The 11,327-nt window shown below is 60.0% G+C and carries 9 protein-coding genes, 3 tRNA genes and 1 riboswitch; of the genes, 2 read left to right on the top strand and 10 right to left on the bottom strand.

Annotated elements, in window-relative coordinates; all coding sequences use genetic code 11:
• Window positions 1-537 precede the first annotated feature (537 nt).
• Complete coding sequence (mgtE, locus tag B0E42_RS28190; protein ID WP_018612646.1) at window positions 538-1,980, bottom strand: magnesium transporter; 1,443 nt, start codon at window positions 1,978-1,980, stop codon at window positions 538-540.
• Between the two features lie 322 nt (window positions 1,981-2,302).
• Between mgtE and B0E42_RS28185 the strand changes: the two genes are divergently transcribed.
• Window positions 2,303-2,806 (top strand): hypothetical protein, encoded by a 504-nt coding sequence (locus B0E42_RS28185; protein WP_024618894.1) that lies wholly within the window; start codon window positions 2,303-2,305, stop codon window positions 2,804-2,806.
• A gap of 40 nt (window positions 2,807-2,846) precedes the next feature.
• Here B0E42_RS28185 and B0E42_RS28180 read toward each other — a convergent pair.
• The 7 genes from B0E42_RS28180 to ltaE form a co-directional block, all read right to left on the bottom strand.
• Window positions 2,847-2,923 (bottom strand) — tRNA-Arg (locus B0E42_RS28180).
• A gap of 72 nt (window positions 2,924-2,995) precedes the next feature.
• Window positions 2,996-3,072: transfer RNA gene (locus B0E42_RS28175), tRNA-Arg, on the bottom strand.
• A 106-nt stretch (window positions 3,073-3,178) separates the two neighbouring features.
• Window positions 3,179-3,269 (bottom strand) — tRNA-Ser (locus tag B0E42_RS28170).
• Window positions 3,270-3,331: 62 nt separating this feature from the next.
• Window positions 3,332-3,520, bottom strand: a complete 189-nt coding sequence (gene csrA / locus B0E42_RS28165; protein ID WP_003178872.1) for a carbon storage regulator CsrA — start codon at window positions 3,518-3,520, stop codon at window positions 3,332-3,334.
• 184 nt (window positions 3,521-3,704) lie between these two features.
• Window positions 3,705-4,946 (bottom strand): aspartate kinase, encoded by a 1,242-nt coding sequence (locus tag B0E42_RS28160; RefSeq protein ID WP_014339802.1) that lies wholly within the window; start codon window positions 4,944-4,946, stop codon window positions 3,705-3,707.
• A 92-nt stretch (window positions 4,947-5,038) separates the two neighbouring features.
• Entirely contained in the window at window positions 5,039-7,660 is a 2,622-nt protein-coding gene (gene alaS / locus B0E42_RS28155; protein ID WP_053181182.1) for an alanine--tRNA ligase, read from the bottom strand.
• 146 nt (window positions 7,661-7,806) lie between these two features.
• Window positions 7,807-8,811 (bottom strand): low-specificity L-threonine aldolase, encoded by a 1,005-nt coding sequence (ltaE, locus tag B0E42_RS28150; protein WP_077508620.1) that lies wholly within the window; start codon window positions 8,809-8,811, stop codon window positions 7,807-7,809.
• 266 nt (window positions 8,812-9,077) lie between these two features.
• Window positions 9,078-9,246, top strand: a riboswitch (FMN riboswitch).
• Between the two features lie 100 nt (window positions 9,247-9,346).
• Between ltaE and B0E42_RS28145 the strand changes: the two genes are divergently transcribed.
• The gene (locus B0E42_RS28145) at window positions 9,347-9,856 is read left to right on the top strand and encodes a 6,7-dimethyl-8-ribityllumazine synthase (protein ID WP_003204780.1); all 510 of its coding nucleotides are present in this window, start codon (window positions 9,347-9,349) and stop codon (window positions 9,854-9,856) included.
• 138 nt (window positions 9,857-9,994) lie between these two features.
• Here B0E42_RS28145 and astE read toward each other — a convergent pair whose 3' ends face one another.
• Together astE and B0E42_RS28135 are read right to left on the bottom strand one after the other, a co-directional pair.
• On the bottom strand, window positions 9,995-11,002 hold the full coding sequence (gene astE, locus B0E42_RS28140) for a succinylglutamate desuccinylase (protein WP_003204782.1): 1,008 nt from the start codon (window positions 11,000-11,002) through the stop codon (window positions 9,995-9,997).
• Between the two features lie 12 nt (window positions 11,003-11,014).
• Window positions 11,015-11,302, bottom strand: a complete 288-nt coding sequence (locus B0E42_RS28135) for a hypothetical protein (RefSeq protein ID WP_003178862.1) — start codon at window positions 11,300-11,302, stop codon at window positions 11,015-11,017.
• Between the last annotated feature and the right edge of the window lie 25 nt (window positions 11,303-11,327).

Genomic DNA, 11,327 nt, shown 5'->3' with positions numbered 1-11,327 from the left:
GGCAGGGTTGGTGTGTATATCCGTTGCTGCGGTAACGGCTGCTTAGGGTTCCGCCCTGACGGCGGCTCACTTTTGAAAAGCGCAAAAGTAAGCAAAACGCTCATGCCCCACCACTCGGTGCCTCGCTTAGGCTCGGCATGCCCTCACTCCGGCATTGCTCCGTGGGCCCGCCGCGAAGGGCCATCCATGGCCCAGCGCGACTACCTCGGCATCCATGCCGAGGTGCCCACTGCGCAATGCCTACGTTCAGCCAGCGTGGTTAACGGGGCGCCGAGATCAACGTCCGCCCCGAGGCGGCCTTATAGCCGACCTGGCTTAGGGTGATCGCGTTTCTCCTGTGGGAGCGGGCTTGCTCGCGAAAGCGGTGGTGCAACTCCATAGAGGCTGGACCTGCCTGCTGCTCTTGCCTTGAGTTCTTGACGCCCCGCAAATCAAAAGAAGCCCCGAAAAAAAACGGCGCTTCCCATTTCTGAAAGAAGCGCCGTTTTTCTATGTGGACAATATTACGCCAAACAGGCGGGTTTCTCGATGAGCGACTCAGAGCAGGAAAATCGTCGCCAACCCCAGGAAAATGAAGAACCCACCACTGTCAGTCACGGCCGTGATCATCACACTGGCGCCCATGGCAGGGTCACGGCCCATGCGGGCCAGGGTCATGGGGATCAGGACCCCCATCAATGCCGCCAACAACAGATTGAGCGTCATCGCGGCGGTCATGACCACCCCCAACGACCAGCTGCCATAGAGCAGATAAGCCACCACGCCAATTACACCACCCCAAATCACGCCGTTGATCAGGGACACAGCCAGTTCCTTGCGCATCAATCGCGATGTGTTGCCGGTGCTGACCTGGTCCAGCGCCATGGCACGGACGATCATGGTGATGGTCTGGTTGCCGGAGTTGCCACCGATGCCGGCGACGATGGGCATCAGCGCCGCAAGCGCCACCAGTTTTTCGATGGAGCCTTCGAACAGGCCGATGACCCGGGAAGCGACAAACGCCGTGATCAGGTTGATCGCCAACCAGGCCCAGCGGTTACGCAGGGATTTCCAGACCGAGGCGAAGATGTCTTCTTCTTCGCGCAGACCGGCCATGTTGAGGACTTCGCTTTCGCTTTCCTCACGAATCAAGTCGACCATTTCATCGATGGTCAGACGGCCGATCAGTTTGCCGTTCTTGTCGACCACCGGCGCCGAAATCAAGTCATAACGTTCGAACGCCTGGGCCGCATCATAGGCATCTTCGTCCGGGTGAAAGCTCACCGGATCGCTGGCCATGACCTCGGCCACCTGTTTTTCCGGGTCGTTGACGAGCAGGCGCTTGATGGGCAGCACGCCCTTGAGCACGCCGTCGTAGTCGACCACGAAAAGCTTGTCGGTATGCCCCGGCAGTTCCTTGAGGCGACGCAGGTAGCGCAAGACCACTTCAAGGCTGACGTCCTCGCGGATCGTCACCATCTCGAAGTCCATCAGCGCACCGACCTGCTCCTCGTCGTAGGACAACGCCGAACGCACACGCTCACGCTGCTGGCCGTCGAGGGCTTCCATCAGTTCGTGGACAACGTCCCGCGGCAGTTCGGGCGCAAGGTCGGCGAGTTCGTCGGCGTCCATTTCCTTGGCCGCCGCCAGCAACTCATGATCATCCATGTCGGCGATCAGGGTTTCGCGAACCGAGTCCGACACTTCGAGCAGGATGTCACCGTCGCGATCAGCCTTGACCAACTGCCAGACCGTCAGACGTTCTTCCAGTGGCAGGGCTTCAAGAATGTAGGCGACGTCGGCGGAGTGCAGATCATCGAGCTTGCGTTGCAGCTCGACGAGATTCTGCCGGTGGACCAGGTTCTCGACCCGGTCATGATGCGGACCTTCCTGGCGATGCGTCAGGTCTTCGACGACCCGCTGGCGATGCAGCAGCTCAATAACTTGAGCGAGGCGATCCTGAAGGCTTTCCTGCGTTTTTTTTACTTCTACTTGGGTCATAGGCGAACTCCACTCCCAGCAGTGGAGCACGCCGGAAGGATCAATCAGTCAATTCATGATTGGCAAAACTAAATATTGAGTAACTACTGGGTAAGTCCATGGAGATATTCCAAAGCCCCGGCGGGGCTGACGGGCGCAATCATACACCGCTTGACGCTTTAAAACGCTAAAAAATCATGGCAAGAACAAGCGCTTGCGAGACAAACCTGAACCCAGGCTGAACCTGTTCCTTTACGACGACTTATCCAGAAAAGAAAACACACGCCGCGGCAGAAATGCGGCGACTACCCTTCTCTTCTGCACCGTCAAGGAGGACGACCGGATGCACCTCAACCACTGCCTGTTCCTGCTCGCCTGCTTGCCCTGCCTGCCTTTATGGGCTGCCGGGCAGACCGTGCATCGCTGCGAAAGTAATGCAGGACACGTTACATTCACCACCCTGAGCTGCGGCCCGGGAGAAACCCTGTCGCTACAGCAGATCCATCCGTACCGCCCAGGTTCGACCGAACCGACGAGCGAGGCGATGCTGCCCGAAGCGGAGCGCTGGCAAACATCCAGCAACAAAACCACACGCAAGGAACCGACCGTGGTTGGTCAGTTCCAGGACCGCTGCGGGAACCTCATCGACGCCAGGCAACGCCGCGACGCCATCCTGGACCGACGCATCATCGCAGGCATGAGCCAGCAGGACGTAGAAAGCGCCCTGGGCAAGCCAGACTCGATCAAAGTTCGGAATTCGAGCACGCGGTATAGCTACAAGGCGAAGAAAGGCCGCAGCGCAGAGGTCGTGTTCGATGAGAGGGGATGCGTAAAAGGCAAATCGTAGACAGCAAAAAGCCCGCGTAAAACGCGGGCTTCTTGGTGTTTGGTGCACTCGACAGGATTCGAACCTGTGACCGCTCGGTTCGTAGCCGAGTACTCTATCCAGCTGAGCTACGAGTGCAGGTTGTGGTTTTATACCAGATCACAACTGGTTGAAGCCAAGTTATTTGCATTGCTGCAAACAACTCTTAAATGGTGCACTCGACAGGATTCGAACCTGTGACCGCTCGGTTCGTAGCCGAGTACTCTATCCAGCTGAGCTACGAGTGCATTTGTTGCCGCGCATTATAGGTCGTCAATTCCTTTTGTAAAGCGCTTTTTTCAGTAATTTCAAGCACTTACTGATCGAGCCAGGTTTTGACGCACTAAAAAATAATGGCGGAGAACGGGGGATTCGAACCCCCGACACCCTTTTGAGGTGTACTCCCTTAGCAGGGGAGCGCCTTCGGCCACTCGGCCAGCTCTCCGCAACACGGGGCGTATATTAACCACCTTCATCCCCGTTTGCAAACATAAAAATCGATAAAAATTAATGGCTTGGTTCGTCGTCCTTCTCTTTCTTGATACGCAGGTAAATTTCCTCGCGGTGTACAGCAACCTCTTTCGGGGCGTTGACGCCGATACGCACTTGGTTTCCTTTGACGCCGAGCACGGTCACGGTGATTTCGCCATCGCCAATAATCAGGCTTTCTGCACACCGACGGGTCAGAATCAGCATACCTTTCTCCTCACGCAATTCACTTAAGGGACAACAGTCTGCAAAAAAAAGGCATTGGACCTACAACCGAAACGGTCGAAGCCTACAGGCCTAGTATTGACCAGCGCGGGCAAAAGAACAGTTTTGGGACGCGCCATTCAGAAAAACAAAGGGCGCGGTCCAGCCGCGCCCTCCAGACAACGCTTTACTCGCCCGGTTGGGCAGCAGCGTCGAGTTCGAAAGCCGTGTGCAGGGCGCGCACGGCCAGTTCCAGGTACTTCTCTTCGATGACCACGGAAACCTTGATTTCCGAGGTAGAGATCATCTGGATGTTGATGCTTTCCTTGGCCAGGGATTCGAACATGCGGCTGGCCACGCCTGCGTGGGAGCGCATGCCGACACCGACGATCGAGACCTTGGCGATCTTGGTATCGCCCACCACTTCCCGGGCACCGATCTCGCCAGCGGTTTTTTTCAGTATCGCTTCGGCCGACTGGTAGTCGTTACGGTGCACGGTGAAGGTGAAGTCAGTGGTGTTATCGTGCGAGACGTTCTGCACGATCATGTCGACTTCGATGTTCGCGGCACTGATCGGGCCGAGAATCTTGAACGCCACGCCGGGGGTGTCTGGCACGCCACGGATGGTCAGCTTGGCTTCATCGCGGTTGAAAGCGATGCCGGAAATGATCGGCTGTTCCATGGATTCCTCTTCATCAATAGTAATGAGGGTGCCCGGACCCTCTTTGAAGCTGTGCAGAACGCGCAGCGGAACGTTGTACTTGCCGGCGAATTCGACCGCACGGATCTGCAACACCTTCGAACCGAGACTGGCCATTTCCAGCATCTCTTCGAACGTGATCTTGTCCAGGCGCTGGGCCACAGGCACCACGCGTGGGTCAGTGGTGTAGACACCGTCCACATCGGTGTAGATCTGGCATTCGTCAGCCTTGAGGGCCGCCGCCAGCGCTACGCCCGTGGTGTCGGAACCGCCACGGCCGAGGGTGGTGATGTTGCCCTGCTCGTCCACGCCCTGGAAACCGGCGACGACCACGACACGGCCAGCCTTCAGGTCGCCGCGAATCTTCTGGTCGTCGATCTGCAGAATACGCGCTTTATTGTGCGCGCTGTCCGTCAGGATACGCACCTGGTTGCCGGTGTAGGACACCGCCGGCACACCACGCTTGATCAGCGCCATGGCCAGCAAGGCGATGGTCACCTGCTCGCCAGTGGAAACGATCACGTCCAGCTCACGGGGAACCGGTTGCTGGTCGCCGCTGATTTGCTTGGCCAGATCGATCAGACGGTTGGTCTCGCCGCTCATTGCCGACAGCACAACCACCAGGTCATCGCCCGCCTCGCGGAATTTCTTAACCTTGTCGGCGACTTGTTCGATTCTCTCGACAGTGCCGACCGAGGTGCCTCCAAATTTCTGTACGATCAAAGCCATTTCAAAGCCGCCTCTGCCCATGAAGGGCGCCCAATAAATCACTCAAACAGCGGCAGGGCTCGTCACTAGACCACGAGCCCTGCGGCGCTGCCTTAAATACCCTGCTCTACAAATGCAACGGTCTGGGCCAGTGCCGCGTCCAGTGCGCCGACGTCGGTACCACCGCCTTGCGCCATGTCCGGACGACCACCGCCCTTGCCGCCCACTGCCGCAGCGGCTTGCTTCATCAAATCACCGGCTTTGAGTTGGCCAGTCAGGTCTTTGGTCACGCCTGCGACGAGAACGACCTTTTCCTCATGGACACTGCCGAGCAGGATCACTGCGCGGCCGAGTTTGTTTTTCAGTTGATCGACCAGCGCCAGCAGCGCCTTGCCATCCTGGCCGTCCAGACGCACGGCCAGCACGTTCACGCCCTTGACGTCCACGGCCTGGGCCGACAGATCGTCGCCCGCGGCGCTGGCGGCCTTGGCCTGCAACTGCTCGAGTTGCTTTTCCAGCAGGCGGTTGCGCTCCAGCACAGCCGACAGCTTGTCGATCAGGTTGTCACGGCTGCCCTTGATCAGGGTTGCCGCTTCCTTGAGTTGTTCTTCGGCCGCGTTGAGGTACGCCAGGGCGGCCGCGCCGGTGACCGCTTCGATCCGACGCACGCCGGATGCCACGCCACCTTCGCTGATGATTTTCATCAGGCCGATGTCGCCGGTGCGGTTGGCGTGGATACCACCGCACAGTTCAACGGAGAAGTCGCCCATGCTCAGCACGCGCACGCTGTCGCCGTACTTCTCGCCGAACAACGCCATCGCGCCCTTGCGCTTGGCGGTCTCGATGTCGGTTTCTTCGGTTTCCACCGGGGAGTTCTTGCGAATCTCGGCGTTGACGATTTCTTCCAACGCCTTGAGCTGCTCAGGCTTGATGGCTTCGAAATGGCTGAAGTCGAAGCGCAGGCGCTGACTGTCCACCAACGAACCCTTCTGCTGGACATGCTCGCCCAGCACCTGGCGCAACGCAGCGTGCAGCAAGTGCGTGGCGGAGTGGTTCAGCGACGTGGCATGCCGAACCTCGGCGTCGACATGAGCAGCCACCGGAGCGGCGATCATCAGGCTGCCCGACGCCAGCACGCCGTGGTGCAGGAAGGCGCCGCCGGTCTTGGTGGTGTCGCGCACGTCGAAACGCGAACTGCCCGCCTGCAGGTAACCGCTGTCGCCGATCTGGCCGCCGGATTCGGCGTAGAACGGAGTCTTGTCCAGCACGATCACGCCTTCCTGGCCTTCGCTCAGGATGTCGACCGATTGCCCGTCCTTATAGATGGCAACGATCTTGGCCGAGCCGGTGGTGCCCGCATAACCGGTGAACTCGGTGGCCACATCAACCTTGACCAGGCTGTTGTAGTCCATGCCGAAGGAACTGGCGGAACGCGCACGCACTCGCTGGGCGTCCATCTCACGCTCGAAACCTTCCTCGTCGAGGGTCAGGTTGCGTTCGCGGGCGATGTCGCCGGTCAGGTCCATCGGGAAACCGTAGGTGTCGTACAGCTTGAACACCACATCGCCCGGAACCACGTTGCCCTTGAGCTCGGCCAGGTCCTGCTCGAGGATCTTCAGGCCTTGCTCCAGGGTCTTGGCGAATTGTTCTTCTTCAGCCTTGAGCACGCGCTCGATGTGCGCCTGCTGGGACTTGAGCTCCGGGAAGGCTTCGCCCATCTCGGCCGCCAATGCCGCGACGATCTGATAGAAGAAGCTGCCCTTGGCGCCCAGCTTGTTGCCGTGACGGCAGGCGCGACGGATGATCCGGCGCAGCACATAACCGCGGCCTTCGTTGGAAGGCAGCACACCGTCGGCGATCAGGAAACCGCAGGAACGGATGTGGTCGGCCACCACTTTGAGCGACGCCTGGTTGTCGTTGGTGCAACCGATGGCCTGGGCCGACGCGCTCAGCAGGCTCTGGAACAGGTCGATTTCGTAGTTGGAGTGAACGTGCTGCAGCACCGCACTGATCCGCTCCAGGCCCATGCCGGTGTCGACCGACGGCGCTGGCAGCGGATGCAACACGCCATCGGCGGTGCGGTTGAACTGCATGAACACGTTGTTCCAGATCTCGATGTAGCGGTCGCCGTCTTCTTCCGGCGAGCCGGGTGGGCCGCCCCAGATGTCGGCGCCGTGATCGTAGAAAATCTCGGTGCACGGGCCGCACGGGCCGGTGTCGCCCATGGTCCAGAAGTTATCGGAGGCGTAAGGCGCGCCTTTGTTGTCGCCAATGCGCACCATGCGCTCAGCCGGGACACCGACCTCTTTGGTCCAGATGTCATAGGCTTCGTCGTCAGTGGCGTAGACCGTTACCCAGAGCTTCTCCTTGGGCAGGTTCAGCCACTTGTCGGAGGTCAGGAAGGTCCAGGCGAAGGTGATGGCGTCGCGCTTGAAATAGTCACCGAAGCTGAAGTTGCCCAGCATTTCGAAGAACGTGTGGTGACGTGCGGTATAACCGACGTTTTCCAGGTCGTTGTGCTTGCCGCCGGCACGCACGCACTTCTGGCTGCTCACCGCACGGGTGTAGGCACGTTTTTCCTGGCCCAGGAAGCAGTCCTTGAACTGGTTCATCCCCGCGTTGGTGAACAGCAGGGTCGGGTCGTTGCCCGGAATCAAAGAGCTGGAGGCTACTCGGGTGTGGCCTTGCTCTTCGAAGAAGCGAAGGAAGGCTTCACGGATTTCTGCGCTTTTCATTAGGTTCTTCCACGGAGGCTGCGGCCAAAGGCCTGTGCAAAACGTCAACAGACGAAGCAACGGCAAAGGGCCGCATTATATCGGCCCTGCGCGTGGGGTACAGCGTGTTTATGCGATAGAAACTGTCAATTGGCCCGGTTGACGGGTCAGTGGCGGGAAAAATCGACGAAAGCGGCGATCACCTGGTCGATTTGCGCCGCGCTCACGTCCATGTGCGTCACCATTCGCAGACGTGGCGCCGCGCTGAGCTTGACGCCCCGTTCATCGGCAAATGCCTTGATCGCCTCGGCCCGCTCGCCCATTTGCACGTAGACCATGTTGGTCTGCACCGGCTCGACCTCGTAACCCGCCGCGCGCAAGCCCTCGGCGAGCCGCTGGGCATTGGCGTGGTCATCGGCCAGGCGCTGGACCTGATGTTCCAGGGCATACAGCCCCGCCGCCGCGAGAATCCCGGCCTGGCGCATGCCGCCGCCGACCATCTTGCGCAGCCGGCGGGCCTTGCCGATCTGCTCGACGCTGCCGCACAGGACCGAGCCCACCGGCGCGCCGAGGCCCTTGGACAGGCACACCGACACCGAATCGAAATATTGCGTGATCTGTCGGGCATCGACATTCAGCTTGACCGCCGCGTTGTACAACCGCGCCCCGTCCAAATGCAGGGCCAGGCCATGTTCCTGGGTGAAACGCCGGGCCCGGGCCAGGTATTCCAATGGCAGCACCTTGCCCTGCATGGTGTTTTCCAGGGCCAGCAGGCGAGTGCGGGCAAAGTGGAAGTCATCGGGCTTGATCGCCGCCGCGACGTGCGCCAGATCCAGGGAACCGTCCGCCTGCACCTCAAGGGGCTGGGGCTGGATCGAACCGAGCACGGCCGCCCCGCCGCCTTCGTATTTATAGGTGTGGGCTTGCTGGCCGACGATGTATTCGTCACCGCGCTCGCAGTGGGCCATCAACCCCAACAGGTTGCTCATGGTCCCCGTGGGCACGAACAGCGCTGCGGCAAACCCCAGGCGCGCGGCCAGTTCAGCCTCGAGGCGATTGACGGTCGGGTCTTCCCCATACACGTCATCGCCGGTCGGCGCGCTGGCCATGGCATCGAGCATGCCGGCGGTAGGTTGGGTGACCGTGTCGCTGCGAAGATCGATAACGCTCATGAATCTGGCCTCGGGTGCTGGAGGGGGAATTCCCTTTCGAAGGGCAATTACTGCGGGCATGGCGAGGAATAATCAAGCCCGATCGACGGAAAGGGCAACAACCCCCTTGTGTGCTGTGGGAGCAAAGCTTGCTCGCGATGGCGTCAGGTCAGGCAGTATTGATGTTGACTGACCCACCGCCATCGCGAGCAAGCTTTGCTCCCACGGCTCGCTCCCACAGTGGGTTATGTGTTAAAAATTGTCCGCCGTCACACAGCGTGGCGGCAAAACGTTCTCAGGGCGGGGTGTAATTCCCCACCGGCGGTAATTGCACGCAACGTGCATAGCCCGCGAGCGCTTGGTGGTGCACCGCTTTTTGGGGTGTAGCGACAAGGTCAGCAGACCCGGTGTGATTCCGGGGCCGACGGTCATAGTCCGGATGAAGAGAGAACGGGATTGGCACCCAAGGGCCGACTGCGACTGTCCGTGCGCGGCGTACCCTCGAATCCCCTTCGATTCATGACGCCCTGTTTTTCACACAAACAGGAGCCAGAACATGCAACCCACTGCAATCGACAGCAAAAGCAAAAGTCATCCGGGCGAGCGCGTCGCGTTCATCCAGGCCTGCTGGCACAAGGAAATCGTCGACCAGAGCCGTAAAGGCTTCGTCGCCGAAATGATCACCCAGGGTTATCAGGAAAGTGATATCGACTTCTTCGAAGTCGGTGGTGCCTTCGAGATTCCGCTGCACGCCAAGCTGCTGGCCAAGTCAGGCCGCTACGCTGGCATCGTCGCCGCCGGCCTGGTGGTGGACGGTGGCATCTACCGTCACGAGTTCGTCGCCCAATCGGTGATCAGCGGCCTGATGCAGGTCCAGCTGGAAACCGAAGTGCCGGTATTCTCGGTGGTGCTCACGCCGCATCACTTCCATGCAGGGGAAGAACATCAGAAGTTCTTCTTCGAACATTTCGTGCACAAGGGCCAGGAAGCAGCGAAAACCTGTGCCGATACATTGCACAAGACCCGGGCGTTGCGCCGTAGTGAGCAGCGGGCGGTGGCGGTCTAAGCCTGGACACAGTTTCCCCTGTGGGAGCGAGCCTGCTCGCGATGACGGAGTATCAGTCGCCATTAATGTCGGCCGATATACCGCTATCGCGAGCAGGCTCGCTCCCACGGGGGGCATGTATTGAGTCTAAGATTCGGTTTAGATCAGGTTTTCATCGGTCGCCGGCACGATCAGGATGCCAGCCCGCAAGCCATTCTTGACCTTGGGGTTCGGAAAGATGATCCGGGCGCCCTCCTCTTCGATCACCCAGCGGGTCTGGGCGATGTCTTCGGCCAGCACGTAGCCTTTCCCCAATTCCGAGAAATTCTCGATGTCCGCCGGCAGGTTCAGGCGGAAGCTGTCGCTGTGCTTGATGATTTCCCGGGCGACGCTGAACAGCTGCAGGCCATCGAGCCCTTCATCCAGCTCCGGCTCGTTGCCCTCGATGATCTGTTGCAGGCGGGTTTCCAACAAGCTGACGTTGACGCCGTCGTTCTGCCCGAATGGCCGGGCCTTGCCCAGTTCCAGGGTGAAGGACTCGGCACCGAGCTGGTCGTAGGTGTAGGCGCTGAACACAATGGACGGCTTGTTCTGCAGCAACACCGCCTCCATACCCCCGGCACGCAGGCGTGCCAGTTCACGGCGTGAATGCTGGCGACCTTCTTTCCACGGGTAGAGGGCGAACTGCTCGATCTTCGAGCCGCGGATGGCGGTGTGCAGGTCGTAATGCAAGCGACTGCGTTCTGGCCGGCTGAAGAAACTGGCGGCCAAGCGCTCCAGCTCGCAGGCCCGTAGCGCCTCAGGACCGCCGCTCAGCTCATGGCGGCCATTGAACAGGCGGTTGACGTCCTGTTCGACGAAACGCTCACCGCGCCGGATGGCCTCGGGATTGCCGAACAGGAACAGAATGCGTGCCCGCGGCTTCAAATGGCCACGGGCGATGTCATGCAGCAAGCGGTCGAGCAACTCGATCGGCGCGGTTTCGTTACCGTGGATACCGGCCGACAGCAGCAGGTCCAGGCCGTTATCCCGGGCTTCGGGCGGCTTGACCTCCAGCGCGCCCTCGCTCAACCAGCGCATCCGTACGCCTTCGACAGTCAGTTGAGTCTTCTCCGCCGGTTCACGGCCGGCGAGGGTCAGTTCAAGCAGTTTGCCGAGGGCGAGCATAGCGCGGTTTCCTTAATGGTCGTGGCCGCAATCCGGGCCATGGACATGGTCATCGTCGCCGACGTCCGCCGGTTCCATTTCCAGTTGCAGGCTGACCAGGTTGGTCGCCAATGGACGCAACAACAGGTTGGCGTATTCCTCGTCCCCTTCCTCGACATCGACGCCGATCAGCAACTGACCGCGGCCATCCTGCTGGATCCACAACTCCTTGCCTTGCCACATCACCGCGACGCGGGTGCAGGAAGTTTCCAGTTGGGTGCCGTCGGTGTCTTCAAGGATCAGCTGCAGGGTATCGCTCATGTCTTTACATTCTCGTCTGGGGATA

Origin of the sequence: Pseudomonas sp. A25(2017) (assembly GCF_002001065.1) — a bacterium.
Lineage (GTDB): Bacteria > Pseudomonadota > Gammaproteobacteria > Pseudomonadales > Pseudomonadaceae > Aquipseudomonas > Aquipseudomonas kilonensis.
The sequence above is the reverse complement of the archived record's forward strand: the minus strand, read 5'-3'. Positions and strand labels throughout refer to the sequence as shown.

What these genes read in the sequence shown, in the direction of transcription:
- csrA (WP_003178872.1), bottom strand. Translation starts at nt 3,520, where the DNA reads ATGCTGATTCTGACCCGTCGGTGTGCAGAAAGCCTGATTATTGGCGAT.
- B0E42_RS28145 (WP_003204780.1), top strand. Translation starts at nt 9,347, where the DNA reads ATGCAACCCACTGCAATCGACAGCAAAAGCAAAAGTCATCCGGGCGAG.
- mgtE (WP_018612646.1), bottom strand. Translation starts at nt 1,980, where the DNA reads ATGACCCAAGTAGAAGTAAAAAAAACGCAGGAAAGCCTTCAGGATCGC.
- ltaE (WP_077508620.1), bottom strand. Translation starts at nt 8,811, where the DNA reads ATGAGCGTTATCGATCTTCGCAGCGACACGGTCACCCAACCTACCGCC.
- B0E42_RS28185 (WP_024618894.1), top strand. Translation starts at nt 2,303, where the DNA reads ATGCACCTCAACCACTGCCTGTTCCTGCTCGCCTGCTTGCCCTGCCTG.
- B0E42_RS28160 (WP_014339802.1), bottom strand. Translation starts at nt 4,946, where the DNA reads ATGGCTTTGATCGTACAGAAATTTGGAGGCACCTCGGTCGGCACTGTC.
- B0E42_RS28135 (WP_003178862.1), bottom strand. Translation starts at nt 11,302, where the DNA reads ATGAGCGATACCCTGCAGCTGATCCTTGAAGACACCGACGGCACCCAA.
- astE (WP_003204782.1), bottom strand. Translation starts at nt 11,002, where the DNA reads ATGCTCGCCCTCGGCAAACTGCTTGAACTGACCCTCGCCGGCCGTGAA.
- alaS (WP_053181182.1), bottom strand. Translation starts at nt 7,660, where the DNA reads ATGAAAAGCGCAGAAATCCGTGAAGCCTTCCTTCGCTTCTTCGAAGAG.